This window comes from Lachnospiraceae bacterium JLR.KK002, from assembly GCA_036941025.1.
GTDB lineage: Bacteria > Bacillota > Clostridia > Lachnospirales > Lachnospiraceae > Petralouisia.
In genome coordinates this window covers 3,186,114-3,206,658 of sequence record JAYMNP010000001.1, presented here as the reverse complement: position 1 = coordinate 3,206,658, position 20,545 = coordinate 3,186,114, and the positions used below count along the sequence as shown (strand labels likewise).

General features: G+C 45.0%; 12 protein-coding genes. All 12 read left to right on the top strand.

The features are described from left to right. The first annotated feature begins 2 nt into the window (after nucleotides 1-2). The 12 genes from VSQ32_15525 (at nucleotide 3) to flgL (ending at nucleotide 20,535) form a co-directional block, all read left to right on the top strand. Nucleotides 3-1,187 carry a DUF5711 family protein gene (locus VSQ32_15525; protein MEH2944235.1) on the top strand — a complete coding sequence of 395 codons (1,185 nt, stop codon included), beginning with the start codon at nucleotides 3-5 and terminating at the stop codon, nucleotides 1,185-1,187. 13 nt (nucleotides 1,188-1,200) lie between these two features. Further along, on the top strand, nucleotides 1,201-1,920 hold the full coding sequence (locus VSQ32_15520) for a CvpA family protein (protein MEH2944234.1): 720 nt from the start codon (nucleotides 1,201-1,203) through the stop codon (nucleotides 1,918-1,920). 245 nt (nucleotides 1,921-2,165) lie between these two features. Then, on the top strand, nucleotides 2,166-2,519 hold the full coding sequence (locus tag VSQ32_15515; GenBank protein ID MEH2944233.1) for a hypothetical protein: 354 nt from the start codon (nucleotides 2,166-2,168) through the stop codon (nucleotides 2,517-2,519). Nucleotides 2,520-2,568: 49 nt separating this feature from the next. Further along, entirely contained in the window at nucleotides 2,569-2,745 is a 177-nt protein-coding gene (locus VSQ32_15510) for a hypothetical protein (protein MEH2944232.1), read from the top strand. A gap of 1,016 nt (nucleotides 2,746-3,761) precedes the next feature. Then, nucleotides 3,762-11,321 (top strand): hypothetical protein, encoded by a 7,560-nt coding sequence (locus VSQ32_15505; protein ID MEH2944231.1) that lies wholly within the window; start codon nucleotides 3,762-3,764, stop codon nucleotides 11,319-11,321. A 25-nt stretch (nucleotides 11,322-11,346) separates the two neighbouring features. Continuing rightward, a complete protein-coding gene (gene srtB, locus VSQ32_15500) occupies nucleotides 11,347-12,510 on the top strand; it encodes a class B sortase (protein ID MEH2944230.1) in 1,164 nt (387 codons plus the stop codon). 36 nt (nucleotides 12,511-12,546) lie between these two features. Next, nucleotides 12,547-14,103 carry a leucine-rich repeat domain-containing protein gene (locus tag VSQ32_15495; GenBank protein MEH2944229.1) on the top strand — a complete coding sequence of 519 codons (1,557 nt, stop codon included), beginning with the start codon at nucleotides 12,547-12,549 and terminating at the stop codon, nucleotides 14,101-14,103. Nucleotides 14,104-14,538: 435 nt separating this feature from the next. After that, entirely contained in the window at nucleotides 14,539-14,814 is a 276-nt protein-coding gene (flgM, locus tag VSQ32_15490; GenBank protein ID MEH2944228.1) for a flagellar biosynthesis anti-sigma factor FlgM, read from the top strand. A 15-nt stretch (nucleotides 14,815-14,829) separates the two neighbouring features. Further along, a complete protein-coding gene (locus tag VSQ32_15485) occupies nucleotides 14,830-15,342 on the top strand; it encodes a flagellar protein FlgN (GenBank protein ID MEH2944227.1) in 513 nt (170 codons plus the stop codon). Between the two features lie 83 nt (nucleotides 15,343-15,425). Further along, nucleotides 15,426-17,126: a flagellar hook-associated protein FlgK gene (flgK, locus tag VSQ32_15480; GenBank protein ID MEH2944226.1), complete on the top strand. Its 1,701-nt coding sequence runs from the start codon at nucleotides 15,426-15,428 to the stop codon at nucleotides 17,124-17,126. Nucleotides 17,127-17,139: 13 nt separating this feature from the next. Next, complete coding sequence (flgK, locus tag VSQ32_15475) at nucleotides 17,140-18,990, top strand: flagellar hook-associated protein FlgK (protein MEH2944225.1); 1,851 nt, start codon at nucleotides 17,140-17,142, stop codon at nucleotides 18,988-18,990. Between the two features lie 15 nt (nucleotides 18,991-19,005). Next, on the top strand, nucleotides 19,006-20,535 hold the full coding sequence (gene flgL, locus VSQ32_15470) for a flagellar hook-associated protein FlgL (protein MEH2944224.1): 1,530 nt from the start codon (nucleotides 19,006-19,008) through the stop codon (nucleotides 20,533-20,535). Nucleotides 20,536-20,545 lie beyond the last annotated feature (10 nt).

Sequence of the window (20,545 nt, the reverse complement as noted above, 5' to 3'; positions counted from 1 at the left end):
TTTTGGCAGATAAAGCATACCGGATTGTAAAATCGGATGTAAAGGAAATGAATGAGAAAATCCACAGGCACCGGAGAAGAATACTGGGTATCATTGCTTTTGTAACCATTCTTCTTCTGGCCGGAAGCGCCGGGCTGTATATATATTTGCAGACCAGGACTTATACCGGTTACGAAGTGCTGAAAACCGTAAAACGGGAGGATACTTCGGGCACTCAGTTTGATGTGTTTAACGGAAATATTCTGAAATATAACAAAGACGGCGCCTCTCTGGTGGATACGAATAATAAAACCATCTGGAACCAGACCTATGAAATGCAATCTCCCATGACAGATTCCTGTGAGAACTATGTGGCGATTGCAGATAAAAAGGGCGACCGGATTTATATTATGGACACAACGGGCCCCTGCGGGGAAATTAAAACGTCCATGCCCGTTCAGCGGGTACAGGTGGCCGGCCAGGGCACCGTTGCGGTGCTGTTGGAACAGGAGGGCACCGGATACATACAAGTGTATGACAAATCAGGAGAATATCTGGCAGGCGGGGAAGTACATACGGAAAACAGCGGATACCCCCTGGATCTGACCATATCCAATGACGGGAAGAAACTGGCGGTGTCTCTGCTGGATGTGAATGAAGGATTCGTAAAAACCACCATTACCTTTTTCTATTTTGACGCCATGGGCCAGAATGAAATTGATAATATTGTGGGCCAGTATTCTTACTCCGAGATGGTAGTACCCAAAGTGGAATTTCTCACAAACGATATTATGGTGGGGTTTGGAAATGGAAAAGCGGTAATTTTTGACGCTTCCCAGAAACCGAAAGTCAAAAAGGAACTGGATTTGAAGCGGGAAATCCGCAGCATTTTCTATAACGACGCCTATATGGGATTTGTGTTTGATAATGAAAATAAAGAATCTTCCTATCATATGAATATTTATGACCTGCGGGGAGCAGAAGTTCTCTCCCAGGATTTCCGGATGGAATATCAGGAAATCGGCTTTCTGGAAAATGATGAAATCTGTATTCGGAATGATTTGGAATGCGCCATATACACCCTGCGGGGTATTCGGAAGTATCACGAAAACTTTGAGAAAAACATCTGGAAGGTAATGTCTGCCAACAAAGTCAGAGATTATATTTTCCTGACAGATGGAGAAACACAGAGGATCAGACTGAAATAGGAGTACAGCAAACATGGACATATTACTGATAATCGTGCTGATTGTTCTGGGGTGCTTTGCCCTTCATGGCTATATCAGAGGGATGGTTCGGATGATTTTTTCGCTGGTGGCCATCGTGCTGACCATAGTTCTGGCGTCGCTGGCCGCCCCGTATACAGCGGAATTTCTTCGGACACAGACGCCCCTGTATGATACCATCCGGGAAAAATGCATGGAAGCCGTTTCATCCGGGATTGAGAAAAATATGGAAGGCAGACTGCCAGAGCAGCAGGAAGGCTCCGGCCAGAATGAAACAGCAGAACCAGAGAAATGGAACGTATTCGGTGTGGAACTTCCCTCTGAAGTGCAGGAATTCCTTACCGGAAATCTGACAGAGCAGACAGGAGACCTGCTGGAAAACAGCGGGCTTTACGAACAGGCGGCAGATTTGATTGCCGACGCGGTGCTGCTGCGTCTGTCCTGGACGCTGTCCTTTATTATTATCAGTATTCTGCTGGGCGTTCTGATTCATCTTCTTGACATCATTGCAAGATTGCCTGGAATTAACAGCATTAACCATGTGGGCGGCCTGATTGTGGGCGCTCTGGAAGGACTGGTAATTGTGTGGATTCTGTTTTTTGTGATTACCCTGTGCCAGAGCAGCGACTGGGGAGGAGCCATGATGCAGGAGATACAGGAGAATCCACTGCTGAAGCTGCTGTATGAGAATAACGTGATTGAGCAGATACTCTGACAGAGTATCCGGAATAATATATAAATTTTTCGGAGAAATCCCCTGGAGCTGACCCCTGGAAAGGCTCTGAGGGGATTTTTGCTGGCTTTGCCTGAAAATATCGGCTCCTGCACTGATATCAGACAGATGTTACTCTCAAAATATCGGCTCCTGCGCTGATATCAGACAGATGTTACTCTGAAAATATCGGCTCTTGCACTGATATCAGACAGATGTTACAATGTAAAAAAAGAGGAGGGGATGGAATGTCAGAAGGGATTGCCTGGCAGAATAAAGATATAGAATTCAAGATACTGAGTGAGGCTTACAGAGAGAAATCCTTTGAAGCCTATGGGCTGAAACTGCCCAGGATAAAAGAAGTTCTGCCCACGAATCTGCCGGAGGTATCGGCAAATGAACTGAGGATGGATAACCTGTTTCTGCTGGAGGACGGAACATATGCCCTTGTGGATTACGAATCCGGAAACACCACAGAGAATCGGATAAAATACCTGAATTATATTGGGAGAGTGATAAAGCGTATTTACGCTGATACAGGAGAAATTCCTCTGATAAGAATGATAGTGATTTGTATTTTCCGGTCTTCTGGTAGTGAGTGATAAATTCATCAGCGGAGAAGACGCGGAGACAATAAGGAGGGAGCTTGCCATGACGAAAATCGGAAAAATGATATATGAAGATGGAATAGAAAAAGGGGAACGTAACGGACGGAGAGAAGAACGTATAGTTGCTGTCTTTAATATGTTAAAACTGAGTGTTCCGGAATCACAGATTCTGGAGCTGTATTCGGCAGAGGACTTAAAAGCAGCAAAACAGCGGCAGTAAAGTAAATTTTTTCACAGTCTGCCCATGTCATAGAACGAATGCAATACCTGGGCGATTACTATTTGAAACTGGGATATTATTCTCTGACTCAAAAGTGGCTGTCAAAAGTAATACTTATGTGCAGTGCGACTTAGGCACATTGGATGGAAAAACATTGGAATGGTCAGGCGGACAGGTTTCGAATGGATTACAGGATAAACTTATAACATTGAAAGAAATCATTGCTGCAGGAAGTGAAGGTGATGAGCAAAAAGCCATCAAAAGGTACCTGGGACTATGATTGGGAATTTAGATTTACAATTAAGAAGTTACAATTATAGAAAATAATAAAATTTTATGTCAGAAAGTGTCATATTCTGTCCTGCTTAATTGTTATTATAGACAGGGAGTATAAATTATTGCAGAACCCCCTGGAGCTTCCCCTCATAACAGCTCCAGGGGGTTCTTATAAGTTTTGAGAGCAAAGCGGGCTTTTGCCGGGCTTTCCTGTTCCCTTTTTCCTGAGGAACCTGATTGCATACGCTGCTGACTTTGAACAGTAAAACAACTTTTTTAAATTTTTTTAAAAATTTTACCGAAAAGTGTCATATTCTGTCCCGCTCGGTTGTTATTATAATAGGGAGTATAAATGATTGTAGAATCCCCCGGAGCCTCCCCTCAAAAACGCTCCGGGGGATTTCTATGTACTTTTACGGGAAAAATACCGTGTGTCTGCGAAATCTGCAGAAATTACCAGTCATATAAAAAATTTCCTGAAAGAATTCCGTAAAAAAATAGCATTCTTCGGAAAAATGTGTTATAATTCATAAACGGAGTATTGTATCCGGAGCAGATAGGATACGGTTTTACCAACTTTTACAAAAGAGGAAGCTGCTCCGGATGTGATTCTCCTGTTTTAAAAAATTATACCGGAACTATTATGAATACAGGCAATAATGCCGAAAAAAATTAATAATATAAATATAGACAGACCGAAAAATGGTATGCGTGTGGGATGAAGCAAGGAGGAATGGACTATGCATAGGGATGTTGGGAAGAGGATAATGGCAGTGTTGTTAAGCATCTGCATGATAGCCGGGATGGTGGACTGGTCCGGCTTTACGTCGCGTGCGGCGGATGATACTTCGAAGTTGACTATCAGCAGAATAGATATAAAGGCTTCAGGAACCAAGATATATAATGGTCAGCCTCAGAAACTGGACGCGGCAGATTTTGAGGTCTGGGCGGAGGATGATCGAGGAAACTCGGAGCTGGTAACAAACCCGGATGGGTATACGCTGTCTTATAGTCAGAGCGAAAACAGTATGATAGACGCGAAGACTTATACGGTAACGGTAACAGGAAATCCGGAGCAGGGGTATGAAGGAAGAACAACAGGGAGTTTTGTAATCAGTAAAAAAGATATTACTGCGGCTCCAAGTATTACAGTGGCGAATATTCCTGGCAAGAAAGCGGTAGCGGGGCAGGTAGTTCATCCGGAAATAACCGTATCAGATTCAGAGACTGGAAAGACATTAGATCCCACCTCAGATTTTACCCTTAACTGGATAAAGGATACGGTCGCAGAGACAGAACCTTCTGCAATCGGTGAAGTAGAGGTTGTCGGTCAGGGTAACTATACGGGGAAAAGAACTGTTAATTTTAACATTGTAAGAATTGATGCTGCAAATCTGACGATTCAGTTAAAGAATGGGTATAACGGCCCCAATACAGGAATACTGGAAATGAGTGGTGGTACGCTCCGGGCACTTTATACCGGCAATAAGCTGGAACTTACGGAGCATGATGTAGAGGTGACATACGATAGTGAAACTGTTCCCTGGGAGAACCTGGAATTTATCTACAATCCGGACCGAAACAGCGGATATGTAGGTATTATGAAAGTACAGGCCAAAGTAAAAAGCGGGGATTATATTGGACTGGTAAGCAGCAATACGGAAGAGTTTACGGTTTTTAGAAACATTTACAAACATCCTATAACATACAGGAATCTGACGGCGAAGCTGGGTTCCGGAAGTGGCCTGGAGGTGGATTATGAGAAATCGGAATTTATTGATAATAATGCCAGTGATGCAGTAAAGGAAATACCTGCTCAGGAGAAATTTGAAGTTACGGTTCAGAATGGCTGGCAGTCTGAACCGGTAGTGAATGGAAAACTGCAGTGGAGGTGTAATGTTAAGGGAATAGGAAATTATTATACGGGGACGGCGCAGGATGTGCCCATCACTCTTGAAATCCCGGAATTATCCGATTCCATGATACATATCCTGGACAATGGTGTGGAAAACACGAAAAGGGAGTATGTATTTGACGGTTCCACAGACCGGGTGAGTAATATAGTCGCTGATTATACAACACGTCTCAGGGTTGGAAGCGAAACAGAGCCTTATACCCCTGTCGATGATTATACTGTTAAGGCGAAAACATCCGGTACAGATGCAAATACCTATTATCTTACGGTAACCCCTACATCTACCGGAAAACTGCGGGGTAAGGCAGTGGATGTACCCATTAAGATTACACCAATGCCCATGGATTCTGCTAATGTTAATATTACTGTCCCAAACGGAACTTTCACAGGCCAGCCGGTAACGCCCACGCCGACCCTTACTTATACAAATGGGAATGGTGTGGAAGTGCCCATGACCGGAGGAGGCGTTGATTATACCATAGGCAGATATGTTAATAATATTAATGCCAGTCAGAATGCAGAGATACCAATTACCGGAAATCATAATTTTACAGGTACTGTCAACCAGAAATTTACTATTGACCCCATGATACTGGATATTTCCAATACAACGATTACAGGAGTGACCGATGGAGAAGAGATAGAATATAACGGTGGGCAGCCGATTGAACCAAGGCTGACGGTTACGGTAAATACCAGACAGCTGAATATGGGAACGGATTATACCGTAACATATCGCAACTCCGGTGGAGGAGAGACCCATTCCCAGGTATCTGATGATGAGATTACCATGACTATTACAGGTACGGGGAACTATACAGGCGGTAATTTTACAAGAACATATAAAATTGTGCCACGTCCTTTGCGGGCCAATGAACTGGCTGCGGTTTACGATGCAAACCAGGAATATACCGGAGAAGAAATTATACCGGAGTTCAGCCTTACTTACCAGAACGGAACGGTCAGAAAACCAATGACCCTGGGTGTGGATTATATGAAGGGCCACAGTAACCACATAAATGTTACAACTTCTGAGAGAAAAGCGAAAATTATTGTAACAGGACAGGAGAATTTTACCGGAACACTGGAATATGAGTTTAATATCAATGCCTGTAATCTTGAAACACTGGCCACATTGGGGGTTACAGCAATAGATGAGACAGGTCTTGAGAAAGATCTTGTGGCCGGAAGCGTGGGAGATAAATATCTTGAGAACTATTATCTCTACACTGGCAGGCCCGTTCCGGAAGAGGGAAGTGTTCTGAACGGTTTCCGGATTACTCATAATGGCCGGACAATAGATTCCAAAGATTATAAGGTAAGCTACAGGGACAATACGGATATAGGGAAAGCAGTCCTTGTGATTGAAGGGACGGAAACCAACAACTATACAGGAAAACGGGAACTGTATTATGCAATTAAGGGCAATCTGAATGATTTTAATGTAACCGGCGGAAGAACTAAGATTGAGATTGAGCCGGAAGAATATACGAAGGACACTATTGTGCCCAAAAATGTAACAGTCACATTCCGCACGGAAAAGGAAACGAAGACGCTTATACGGGGAAGGGACTACGAAGTGACCAATCCAAGGAGCGGTAATGCGGATCCGGATCACATAAGTCCTGTCAGTCAGAATGAAACGGCGACCATCACTGGTCAGGGATTATATGTAAATTCATCAACCGCGTCCTTTATTGTAGATCCTCTGAGTCTGGACAAAGACAGGGATGTTCTGGAAAAGGATCATAATTATGAGATTAAGGATGTAGAGCCGAAATACACCTATTCCGGTCTTCCCATTACACCGGATCCTAAGATTACCCATAGCGGCAAACCGGTAGAAAAAGACACAGAATACGAACTGGAATACTATGCCTATGCCAACGGGACTGCCGTTGGAACGAAAATAGAGGATATAACAGATGGAAGTAACTTTCCGGTAGGCTCCCATTATGGTCTCAGAATAAACGGAAGAACCAATTACAAAGACTACATCGAACTGCCCTATGAAATTACACAGTACAATCTTAAAACAGACGGTGTGGAACAGGGGAAAATTGAACTTGAAGGTACGTCGGCGGCAGTAGTGCTTGATCATGTGAAATATCCGGATGCTTCTTCCGATACAGCCTTGTCACCGCCATTGCCCGGCGATGCTCTGGCCACCAATATGGAACTGGATGAAAACGGCCAGCCCACAGATACACCCACTGACGGAATTGTCTGGAAAAATCTTCAGGTAATGTATACTCCTGTGGATATAGAAGGTAATACCGTACTAGGTGATGATGGAACTCCGTTAAAATATGCTTTGCGTTATGGCATAGATTACACTGTCACCTATGAGAACAATACGGAGCCGGGTACTGCATCCTATACCATCAGAGGTGTGGAAGGCAGCAACTTCACAGGTGAATTTACAGAAGAATTTAAGATTCTTGCAGACCTGAGCAGTGAGAATACCACAGTGGAGGCGGCAGACTGTACGTTTAAGCCTTCTAATGATGCGGCAAGACCGGCGAATGAACCGGAAGTTACCGTTAAGTATGTGGTTAAAATGGTAGACGGAAGGGAAAAAGAGATTTCCCTGAATACAGAAGGTCAGGATTATACGGTAAGTTATACTCACAATGACCGGGCTACCAAAGGACCGGAGGATGATCCGGAGAATGAAAATGCGGCGCCGGAGCATGATAGTACCAATGCGCCTACAGCTACCATAACTGCAACTGCCGACGGATTTGCTTATGGAAGCAACAGCGATACCTTTGAAATTTTCCAGCGGGTGCTCAGCGAAGAAGAAGACTCCGGACTGGTTGTGGAAGGTGATCTGGAGTATGAATATACGGGTGCTCCTATTGTGCCGGATCTTGAGATAACCTGTGATGGAGTGGCTCTTATAAGAGAAGATTCCGGGACGGTACCATATGATTATGGAATTACAGCCGAACATAATCTGAATGTATGGACCTTTGAAGATGCGGCTCAGACCATAAGACTGAATCCCACAGCCACCATTTCAGCAAGAAAGGGTGCAGACGACGGTAAGTATACAGGAAATTATTTTGGAGAATTCAAGAAGGAATTTACCATTACGCCCAGAAGGCTGGACCGTGATGCCGAGGGCGTTACAGTTGAAGTGGTGAATAAGAGAACGGATCTTTACAGCACAAATAAGGACGGAGAATGGGAATGTGAATATACCAGAAAACCGATTACGTTCCCGGACAGCGGGGAATCGGTGCCATATCCGAATAAAAATGGACTGGATATTACATGGAAGAAAGGAAATGTATCTGCGAAGCTGACAGAGGGAACCGATTATACGGTAACCTATGAAGATAATGTAAAAATCGGAGATGCAAAAATCTGGATTGAAGCTCCAGATAACCTGTACAGCAATTATACCGGAAGATATGACCAGCATTTCAAGATTATGGCTACCATTGCGGAAGTAGATAATGACAATCCTCTGAATGGTGTACGCTATATGGAACTGGTAGGCTACGGAAAGAACGATCGTCCCAATGTTTATTATGGCGGCGGAGTAGAAGTGATTCCGGAACTGAAGTTTGAAGATATTTCCGGACCTCTGTCCGGTGACAGTGAGGAATCTTATATTCTGGAACAGGATAAAGATTTTGTAATTCTTACGCAGCAGAACTGTGCCCAGTATGGAGAGAAGGAATACAGTACCAATAACGTGAATGTCAGCGGCGAAAATGAAACAGCGAAGCTGGTAATTAAGGGAATCGGTTACTACACAGGAATCGTGAAACGAGAGTATAAAATCATACCCAAGGATTTCTCTGATATCAGAAGCGGAATTACCGTGCAGTTTGTGGGAAGTAAGACCGGTGAAGGGTATGAGAACGGTTATGTGTATAACGGTCAGGCTCAGCGGCCCACCGTTAAGGTATTTAACAACAATATAAAAGACCTGGAGAATCCGGGACCGGATTTCAATCCCTATGATTCAAGACGGGAACTGAAATCTACAGAATATGAAGTTGTAGGCTATTACGACAACAAGGAATTGTCTACGGAGGACAAAAAGGCCTATGTGCTTATCAGAGGAAAAGGGCCTAATTACAGCGGTGAAAACAGATTTTACTTTATGATTATCCGTAAACCCATTGATGAAGCTGACTGCGTGATTGCGGAGAAACCGGTGTATAACGGAAGACCTCAGACACCGGAAGTTCAGGTATCCTATATGGATGCCGGTAAGAAAGTAACGCTGGTAGCAGGCACTGACTACGATATTGCCTATGAGAATAATACGGAGGCGGCTGATGCCAGTGCTGAGAATGCACCTGAAATTGTTCTCACCGGAAAAGGCGGATATGGCGGTGTGGCAAGAATTAAATTTACCATCAGTCCGAAAAATATTAACAGCGAAGATATTACAGCTACCGGCTCTGCCCTTTATAAAAATGGAGAACCGGTGGAAGCCAGAGTGGCTGTAACGGATAACGGCGCTCCGGCAGAGCGGGCCACACTGGTACGGGATACGGACTTTACCCTTTCTGACCAGAGTAACCAGACAGGTATTGGAGAACAGGGAACGGTAACTGTGACAGGAACAGGCAACTACACCGGAACACGTACAGCTACATTCCGAATTCTTCCGCCGGACGGTACCTTCCAGATAGATCCCATCGAGGCCCAGGAGTACAACACGAAGCCCATCCAGCCGAAGGTGAAGGTAAACCTTCTGGTACAGGATTCCGATATGTCCGTGGAGCTGACGGAGGGACTGGATTATGACGTTGCGTATGCTAACTGTCAGAATGCAGGAGTTGCCACAGTAACCGTTACAGGGAAAGATATTTTCCTGGGCAAACGTGTCACAGCCTCCTATGCTATCAATCCAAAGAGCATCGGCGCAGACGGTGTAATCGACGCCAGCATGATTATGGGAGATATCAAAGATTACCAGTTTACCGGCACTGCCATTGTACCGGCTGTGGATCTGCGGTTCCAGCTGCCGGCAGCAGAAGGAGCAGCAACCCCTGGGGAAGCAGTTCCCCTGGTAGTGGGAAGAGATTATCAGGTAACCTGTGTCAACAATACTTCCATCGGAGTTGCCACAGCTACCATTACAGGTATCAATAATTATTCCGGAACCATAACCAGAGATTTCCGGATTCTGGGCAACATGAATATGGCCACGGTAGCGCCTATCCCCACCCAGCAGTATACCGGAAGCGCCGTAACGCCGGAGCCCATGGTAAGCATGGGAGGAGTTGCACTGGTAAAAGGTGTCCATTATACCGTAGAATACAGGAACAACGTGGAGCGCGGAACTGCCAGCATTATTCTGACAGGAATCGGAGAGTGGCTTTCCGGAACGAAAACCGTAACATTTGACATTGCAAGAGAACTTTCAGACAGTACCGCGATTCGCGGAGTTGCTGCAGCCTATACTTATACGGGAGCAGCCATAGCCCCTCCGGTACGTGTGGAAGAAGAAGGCAGCCTGCTGGTAAACGGTGTGGATTATCAGGTGATTTATGAGCAGAATGTCAACGCGGGAACTGCGACCATTACCATTATGGGAATTAACAAATACAGTGGCAGCAGAACCGTAACATTCCGAATTACGCCTCAGCAGTTAGGAAGAGCCACCGTAGCTCCTGTGGAAGAACAGATTTATGACGGGCAGGAAAAGAATCCTCCGGTAACGGTTACCAGCGGAACCACAACCCTGGAAAATGGCCGGGACTACAATCTGGTATATGTAAACAGTGCAACCCCCGGAATGGCAAGCATTATCATCAAAGGGGAAGGCAACTATACCGGAACCCAGACTGTAAACTATAACATTGCGGTACCGGAAATTACAGGTGTGAAAACATCCAAATACACCAATAAGAGCATTACCCTGTCCTGGACGAAGAACAGCGCGGTAAGCGGATATGAAATTTACAATTCCAAAAACAGGCGTGATGTCAGAATCACCAAACCAGGTACCACCAAAGGCACCATATCCAAACTGAAAGCAGGAACAGGAGCAACCTTCCGGGTACGTGCCTATGTCAACAAGGACGGCCAGTATTATTACGGTCCCTTTACAAGTATTAAAACGGCTACTGCGCCGGATTCCACTAAAATCAGCAGTATTGCCTCTAATAAGGCAAAGCAGGTGACCGTCAAGTGGAAGAAGGTAAAAGGAGCTACTCAGTATGAGGTTTACCGAAGTACTAAATCAAAAAGCGGTTATAAGAAGATTGGAACCACCAAAAAGACCTCTTACACCGATAAAAAAGCAACCGGAGGCAAGAAGTATTATTACAAAATCCGTGTATGCAAGAAGATTGACAAAAAGAATTATTACAGCAGTTACTCCGCTGTGAAGTCAGTAACAGCGAAAAAATAAGCAGGGAAGGAAGGAGATTGATACCATGAGCAGAGTATATTGCATTGGAAAGTTCCAGTTTGATTCCTATGAAAAGTATCGGGAAGCTCTGGATGATATCGAGAAAATCAGATATATCTCCAAGAAAATGGATATCAATGAGCCTGGAGTGGCCCAGCGTCTTTATTCACTGATTCGGGAAGGGAAGATTATATTTAAAAGCGTCATAGGAGACGATTATCTCCTGTACCTTTCCGATATGGTGGCAGAAGACTACAAGGCCATTTCCAGGACCACCTTCACCGGCCAGATTGCGCGTAAACTGAAACAACTGTCGCCCGGCCAGATTGCAGGTGCTATCTGCATGGTCGGCGCGGTGGTGTGCTTTCTGATTTTCCTGGGAAGTGAATATCATGACCAGCAGAAAATCCGGGAACTTGAGAAAATAAAAGATGAACAGGAGATTTCCGTAGCCTCTGACTGGCTTTCCGCCAGGTTTATAGAAGCCATGAACGGAGATGATACAGAAGAGGAGCCTGTAACAGCTCAGACAGGTACGGTGGAAAATACTATTTACGGAGCAGAGCTGGAGCAGGAGACTGTGGAGAAACCCCAGGGGCCGCCGATTTTGCCGGAATACCAGGGACTCCATGAACAGAATTCAGATTTTGCCGGATGGCTTACCATACCGGGAACCGAGATTGATTATCCGGTTATGCAGGCAGTACCGGAGAGCAGTGATTTCTATCTTACTCATAATTATGACGGGCAGGAGGATATCAACGGCTCCATATTTCTGGATTCCAGAAATGATTATGAACAGCAGGACGATAATCTGATTATATACGGACACAACATGAAGAGCGGAATGATGTTTGGGGGATTGAAAAATTACCTGGATGAAAGCTACAGCCTGGAGCATAAAATGGTGACCTTCAATACCATTTATGAGAAAGCTCAGTATGAAATCATAGCCGTATGTCTGTCAAAAGTATCCCAGGAGGGAGAGGAAGGAATCCGGTATTACGATTTTATCAACGCCGGAACGGAAGAAAATTTCAATCATTACCTGGATTACATAAAAGAGATGAATATAATAAGCGGAGACATTAATGTCTCCTATGGAGATAGATTATTAACTCTTTCGACCTGTAACAACTATACGGAAGATGGAAGGTTATTTTTGGTGGCGAAGAAGTGCTCACCTTAACAGCACATACACCAATAATTCAAGGAGGACAGGAGAATGAAAAAATTACTTGGCAGATGTTTCAATGGAATATTGATACTGGCCTTAACCCTGGTGCTGTGCCCGGTGGTACCGGCCATGGCCCAGGAAGACCTGAGTGCATATATTATGGAAGGCTCGGTGATTACCGGTTACAGCGGGCCGGGCGGCGATATTACCATACCGGCTTCTGTGACAGGAATTGCTGATTATGCCTTTGCAGGCAATGCGTCAATTTCAAGTGTTACGATTCCGTCTAATGTAACCAGTGTGGGAAGTTATGCTTTTTCCGGATGCACCGGACTGACCAGCGCAGTAATCAGCGGCCCGGCAAGTGTGGGAGGAGGCGCCTTTTACGGCTGTTCTTCACTGGGATATGTGGAACTTCCGGCAGGTCTCTCTGCAATCGGAGCGGAAACCTTTGACGGCTGCGGAAGTCTGGGTGTTGTCAATATTCCGGAAGGTGTAACCTCCATTGGAGCTCAGGCATTTAACGGTTGCGGAAGCCTCGGAAGTATCAGTATTCCGGGAAGCGTAACAGAGATTGGAAGCAGTGCGTTTAATAACTGTGTGGGTCTTTCTGAGATTACATTTCCTTCTTCCGTAAGTTCCATGGGAAGCGGCGTTCTGGCAGGTTGCAGCGGATTGTCGTCGGTCAGCCTTTCAGCGGGAATATCCTCAATTCCGGAACTTACTTTATATGGCTGCAGCAGCCTTTCCAGTATTACCATTCCCGGCTCTGTGGGAAGCATTGGCTCCCAGGCGTTCGGAAACTGCAGCGGTATCGGAAGTATCAGCATACCTGCCTCTGTTTCATCCATAGATTTCAGTGCCTTTGATGGCTGTAGCAATCTGGCAGAGGTAAATATAGAAGGCGGAAACGGAAGCTATGCTTCCTCAGACGGTGCGGTATACGATGCAGGCATGACACAGCTTCTGTTCTGCCCTATCGGCAAGTCCCAGCTGACACTGCCGGACAGTATGACTTCCATAGCATCTTCTGCTTTCAGTAATTGTCCTTATGTATATAACCTGGAGATTCCCAGTTCCGTAACTACCATTGAAGTAGATGCTTTTACCGGAAGCGGAATCAAAGCAGTTACTATTCCTCCCAGTGTTACATCCATTGGTTCCCAGTCCTCCTGGACGCCGGATGTAATCCGCGGATATACAGGTTCTCAGGCAGAGCGTTTTGCAGATGAGAATGGATATATTTTTGAAAGTATAGGAAATCTTGGGGAAGATCCGGAACCGGACCCTGAACCAAAACCGGATCCTGAGCCGGAACCGGAACCCGAACCAAAACCGGATAACAACGATAGCAATAACAATAATAACAATAACAATAATACCGGTGGAAACAGCGGCGGAACCACGCAGACAGGAACCGGCGGCGGAACAAATGCCGGAACCAGAACTTCTGTTTCCAGAAATATGGGAACTGCACAGGTGGGCAGCGGAACTCCTAAGACAGGAATTGCTTTTGACGCAAGATATGTGCTCTGCCTGGGTGTATTCTTTGCCGGTGGATATCTGGTAATCAGTAAGAAGAAAAAGAAAGTTGATGTGGAATAAGGATATTTATTTTATAGGTGCTGCACATCTGCGATTAATTGCAGATGTGCAGCACTTTGTTCTCTTATAGGAAAGACCTTGTCACGCTAAAGCATGAAAGTGTCTTCCTATAAGAGAAAAGTAATATGCGCACTCGTGCAACAGGTATTAGTCGCTAAAGCGACTGCACTCGGCGCAGCAAACCGTCCAGGTCCCTCATGAATGAGGGATTCAGGGAGCTGATGCGGACCTGTCCGCTTTGTTCTGTATCAGAGAAAGCGGAAAAATTCTTTCAAAGCATAAGGGAAATTGCAGTTAAGGCGATTCCTTTTTATTGTTGCCCAATATTTCCTAAAGTTTCTATCCAAACAACCGATAAATAAATTAGATAACAATTCAGACAGCTGGATATACTAACAGTATAGAAAGAGAGACAGAAAGGGAGGAGATGCCTTTATGCGTATAGAAGCATATAATCAGATAGGCCAGGTTTTTAATACGGGGAGAGCTTCCAGAATTAAAGGCAGCGGAGCCGTCTCCAGAAGAGATGAAGTGGAGATTTCACAGGCAGGCAGGGATTATCAGGTTGCCAAACAGGCAGTGGCAGAAGCATCTGATATCAGAGAAGATAAGGTTGCCGCGTTGAAGAGCAGTATTGCATCCGGAAACTACAAGGTGGAAACAGGAGATTTTGCTGCTAAATTACTGGAAAAATATGAAACATATTTTTAGAAATGAGGTTTTCACGTGGCCAGTTTAATGGAAGATTTTATCAGTATATTGGAGAAAGAGAACGGGGAATATGAGCGTCTGACTGAACTGTCTCAGGAGAAACGGCAGATTATTATTGACGGGAATATCCCCGCTCTTGAAGAAATTACCAGCCGGGAACAGGAAGTGACCAGTGTTCTTAAGAATCTGGAAAATAAAAGAGAAGAAGTTGTCAATGATATGTCTATCGTACTTAGTAAGAAGCCGGAAGAACTGACTATTACTAATATGATAGCCTTTTTAAATAAACAGCCGAAAGAGCAGCAACAGTTAAAGGAACTGAAGGAGAAGCTGCGTACCACACTGGAGAAAATGGCGGATATCAATGCACAGAACGAAGCGTTGCTGAAACATGCCATTGAGATGACTGAATTTGATCTGACGCTGTTTAAGAGTATGCGTCAGGCCCCCACTACTGCCAATTATGACAAACGTGCCAATAACACCGGAGATCTGCTGGGAAGCAGCGGGTTTGACGCGAAGCAGTGAGAGCGTCGGTGAATATGTATAACAGAATTACAACAGGGAAGGCAGAATCAGCAGGGAAGCGGAAATAGAAGGAGAAAGCAGATATGGCAAATGGAATGGGAAGTTTGTATATCGGTGCATCCGGGCTGCAGAACAGTCAGAATGCGCTGAATACTACAGCCAATAACCTTGCAAATGCAGATACCAAAGGATATGTGAGGCAGCAGGTATTATTTGCAGACAGAGATTATGTAACCTTTCAGAGTGCTGCCATCAGTAAACAGCAGGCGGGACTTGGACTGGCGATTGCCGATGTGATACATACCAGAGATTATTTCCTGGACAGATATTACCGCACGGAGAATGGTCGTCAGTCTTTTTATGAGACAAATTACCTGGCTGTACAGGACGTGGAAAATATTTTCCAGGAACTGGAAGGAGAGCAGTTTCAGACTCAGCTGGAAGAATTCTGGGAATCTTTTGCAGAGCTGAGCAAAGGTCCCAATACAGAAGTAAACCAGAACCTGGTGGTTAAAAACGCAACCCTGTTTATTGAAAGAGCGCAGGGTGTTTATCAGAATATGAAGGAATACCAGAAGCGGATTAATATTAAGATCCGGGAAGGTGTTGACCGTATCAATGAACTGGGCCATACCATTCAGAATCTGAATAAAGAGATTATGAGAATCGAATCCGGCGGTGTGGAGACAGCCATGACCCTGCGGGATGAGCGTGATAATGCGCTGGACGAACTTTCCTCCCTGGCCAAAGTGGAATTTCGGGAAGATGCCAACGGAGCAGTCAGAGTCCGGCTGGAAAATGTGGAATTTCTGGATGAAGTCCATGTATTTGAAATTGGTATTCGGCAGGATGATGTGACAGGTTTTGTAACGCCCTACTGGCCCCGGTTGTCGGATCTGAGCAGAGGAAAATATGCGGATGTGTTTGACTTTGATGTGGATATTGCTCCGGAATTGAATTCAGATATCGGAGAACTGAAAGCCCTTGTACTCAGCAGAGGAGACAGATTTGCTACTTACCGTGATATTGCCGGACTTTCTGCAGACGAATACAATGACGGAGCCGGCATGTCTGTTATGCTTTCGGCAGAAGCTGAATTTGACCAGTTTATTCATGAAGTGATTACAGCCGTTAATGATGTGCTCAGTCCCACTAAAACCATATCATTTACAGGGGCGGACGGTACGCCGTACAATAATGTCCGTGTCTGGGATGAAGATAAAGGATGCCTGGGGGCAGACGGACAGAAGCCCGGCAGAGAACTGTTTGTAAGACGGGGCTGTGACCGTTACAGAGAAGTTGCAGATAATCAGGTTCCGCCCAACATTTACTATGTGTACAATGAAGAAGATTCACCCGATACCTTTAAAATGTATACCATTCAGAACGTTGACGTGAATCCGGATTTACTGGAGACAGAGTCCGGAATGCCTCATCTGAATCCGGATGGGACTCCTGCCTGGGATATGGCTCAGCAGCTTGTGGATATCTGGGAAGCCAAGAAATATATCAGTAATCCCAATGATACCAATCCCTGTAATTTTAAAGAATATTACAAGAAAATGATTGTTGATATCGGCACAAACGGCAATGTTTACAAGTCAATGGCCGAAGACCTGGAGGCTGAGGTGGCTTCTATTGAGAACAGCAGACAGCAGGTATTTGGCGTATCTTCTGATGAAGAACTTCAGAATATGATTAAATATCAGAGTGCTTACAATGCAGCCAGCCGGTTTATCAACGTGATTTCTGAAATGCTGGAACACCTTGTGACCAGACTGTAACAGGAGGGAAAATATGCCATCAACATTTTTTGGACTGACCATAGCGGGTTCCGCTTTAAATACATTTCATGTGGCCACCAACACGGTTGCCAACAACATTTCCAATGTGCACACGAAAGGTTATACCAGACAGGAAGCTGTGCGTGTGGCTGCAGAGGCCCTTCGTACCCATCAGCGCTACGGCATGGCGGGCAGCGGAGTCTGCACTACGGAAATTATACAGAAACGTGATTTTTATTATGACGTGAAATACTGGGAAAACAATGCCAAAATCGGGATGTTTGACGCTCAGTTATATGGAGCGCAGCAGATAGAGAATTTTCTGGAAGATGAGGATGCTGTCAAAGGCTTTGGTTCTATTCTGAATGAAATGTTTGACGCATTGGATGATGTGAAAAAAAACGCAGAAAGTCTGGACGCCAGAAAAGCATTTATCAGCAAATGCCAGAATTTTACTAATTTCTTTACCAGCATGAATGTGGGACTGATTCGCATTCAGGAAGATGTTAATCAGGAAATTGCCACACAGGTAGCGCAGATTAATGCTATCGGCCAGAAAATTTCCATGTTGAACCGTCAGATTAATATTATCGAGCAGCAGGGCACCAATGCCAATGATCTGCGCGACCAGCGCGCGGTTCTGATAGATCAGCTTTCCGAACTGGTACCGGTGGAAGTGACCGAGTCCAAAGTAAGCAACAGCAATTATCCGGATATGTATACCGGAGGAACCAACTACATTGTGAAAATCAACGGACAGACGCTGGTGGAGAACTTTGAATACAATACGCTGGAATGCAGGGCCAGGGATTATAAGGTCAATGCCTCAGATGCAGAAGGGCTGTACGACATTTACTGGACCAGGAATAATGTGCCCTTTAACGCTTCAGGAAGAACCTGTACCGGAAGGCTGAAAGGTCTGTTTGATGTCCGGGACGGCAATAATAATGAAGCATTTCAGGGAAGGGTACAGTCTCTGAATATGGTTGGCACCGGCGATGACAGACATTATCAGGTTACCATCAAAAATCCCAGTATCACCAGTGTTAATCAGATGACCATGGATTCCGAGGGAATCATTACAATTAATAACAGGGATTTCGCTTATACGGGATTTTCCTATGATTCGGAAACCCAGACCTATGTGTTTGACCTGAAAATAGACACCATGAGCGCAGAGACGGAACAGGATTTACTGGAACGGACTGCAGTAATTGGCGGAGATATTGACGCCATGGGTGTACCTTATTATCAGGCTCAGTGCAACAGTTTTCTGAGGGAATTTGCAAAACAGTTTAACGAACTGCACAAATCAGGGGTTGACCTGAAGGGGAATGACGGTATTTCCTTCTTTGTGGCAGAGAACCCTGCGGATGGTTCAGAGTATAATTTTGCTGATTTTGATCTTGATAAAACAGACAGCATGACCTCTACGGGAAATTATTATTATATGCTGACTGCCGCAAATATTAAAGTGGCCTACGACCTGGAGCATGACCCCAATTTCCTGGTAACCATGAATAAACCCGACATGCCGGATAACGTGGCGACTCAGGATATTGTGGTGGAGATGCTGAAACTGAAAAAAGATGTCAAGGTTTTCCGCGGCGTGGGAGCAGATCAGTTTCTGGCCTGCCTGATCAGTGACAATACCGTAGATACCCAGAAAGCGAAAACTTTACTGAAAAATTATGAAAATATTGGTGAGACAATTCTGCAGAAACGTATGTCTATTTCCGGTGTGGATGAAGATGAGGAGGCTCTGGATATGTTAAAATTCCAGAATTCCTATAATCTGGCCTCCAGGATGATTCAGACCATGTCAGAGATGTATGACCGTCTGATTCTGGAAACCGGTGTGTAAGGAGGTTTGATAATTATGATGCGTGTAACTAACAGCATGATCAGCAGAAACAGCATGACTAACATTAACAGTAATAAAGTAAACGTGGATACACTGAATACTCAGATGACCACTCAGAAAAAGATTATCCGGCCTTCTGACGATCCTATTATTGCAGTTCGGGCCCTGCGCCTGCGCAGTAATCTGAGTGAGCTGAATCAGTATTATGAGAGAAATATACCGGATGCCAAATCCTGGTTCGAGGTAACCGAAGGAGCCCTTGATAATATGGAAGAAATTCTTCGGAATGTTTATGAGAAATGTGTGGACGGTTCCACAGATGTGAAAACCCAGGAAGACCGCGCAGCCATTCTGAAAGATATGCAGTCTCTCCGTTATCAGGTGTATGCGGAAGGCAACACAGACTGCGCCGGAAGAAGTGTATTTACCGGCTATAAGACCAACAGCAAGCTCACTTTCCTGAAAGAAGAAAAAGATACTTCCTATGAGATTACAGAGCCTGTATCTTTTGAAGATATTGAGGAAAAGCGTTTCTACAGCAATGAGGTGAAAGTGCCCAATTCTTCTGCAGAAGTTCTGACAGGCGTAGCCCTCGGTGATATGCCGGAGGAACATGTGATTAATAGAATCCGTCTGTCTTATGAGGGACTGGGAGACATTGAGGCAGGGGATATCAAATATATTGATGCAGATGGAAATGTACAGGAGCTGGAAGGAACAGGTTACGATGATGACGGAAGACCCATCACAGTGACCACAGATATGACCTATGATCAGTGGGTGAAAGATGGATATCCTGTGGGGTATGGAGAGGTAATTTATTTCAAGGAAACCGGAGAACTGGTAATGGGAAAAGGAGTGGCAGATTTTCTGGGCAGTGAAAAAGCCCAGCTGAGCGTCACCTATACCAAACAGGGATTTAAGGAAGGCGAGGTAAGACCGGAGCATTATTTCGACTGTAAGAACACCACAGATCCCAAAAATGAGATTACTTATGTAAAAGAAAATCAGGAAATTAAATTTACAATTGCATTCGGTCAGGAGCTGACCATCAATACACAGGCCAGTGATGTCCTTGACGCTTCCATCGGGCGAGATGTGGATGATCTGACCAATGCGGTTCAGGCAGCCATTGCAGCCCATGATAAAGTAGAGAAGATTAAAGAAATGCAGACGCAGCAGCAGTATTCCGACCCTGCTTCTCAGGAGGCACTGGGTCAGTGGCTGGAAGCAGCGGAAAAAGAAGCGGTTTATGCAGACGAGAATATGCAGAAACTTTATGCAAGAGGAATAACGAAATTTCAGGGGTATCTGGATCAGGTGAAACTTGCCAGAACAGATATGGGCAGCCGGGAAGGACGTCTGAATCTTACGGAAAACAGGATGGCTAACCAGCAGACGACTTTTGAGCAGCTGAAATCCAGAAATGAAGATATGGAACTTTCAGACATCATCATCGAATATACAGCGGCCTATAACGCATATCAGGCGTCCCTGCAGGCGTCTGCCAAAGCAAACGGCCAGACACTGCTGAATTATCTGTAACAGGAGGAAG

Bases quoted from the DNA above. Each gene is read 5' to 3' on its own strand.
- flgL (MEH2944224.1), top strand. From the start codon at position 19,006: ATGATGCGTGTAACTAACAGCATGATCAGCAGAAACAGCATGACTAAC.
- VSQ32_15495 (MEH2944229.1), top strand. From the start codon at position 12,547: ATGAAAAAATTACTTGGCAGATGTTTCAATGGAATATTGATACTGGCC.
- VSQ32_15505 (MEH2944231.1), top strand. From the start codon at position 3,762: ATGCATAGGGATGTTGGGAAGAGGATAATGGCAGTGTTGTTAAGCATC.
- VSQ32_15515 (MEH2944233.1), top strand. From the start codon at position 2,166: ATGTCAGAAGGGATTGCCTGGCAGAATAAAGATATAGAATTCAAGATA.
- flgM (MEH2944228.1), top strand. From the start codon at position 14,539: ATGCGTATAGAAGCATATAATCAGATAGGCCAGGTTTTTAATACGGGG.
- flgK (MEH2944226.1), top strand. From the start codon at position 15,426: ATGGCAAATGGAATGGGAAGTTTGTATATCGGTGCATCCGGGCTGCAG.
- VSQ32_15520 (MEH2944234.1), top strand. From the start codon at position 1,201: ATGGACATATTACTGATAATCGTGCTGATTGTTCTGGGGTGCTTTGCC.
- srtB (MEH2944230.1), top strand. From the start codon at position 11,347: ATGAGCAGAGTATATTGCATTGGAAAGTTCCAGTTTGATTCCTATGAA.
- flgK (MEH2944225.1), top strand. From the start codon at position 17,140: ATGCCATCAACATTTTTTGGACTGACCATAGCGGGTTCCGCTTTAAAT.
- VSQ32_15510 (MEH2944232.1), top strand. From the start codon at position 2,569: ATGACGAAAATCGGAAAAATGATATATGAAGATGGAATAGAAAAAGGG.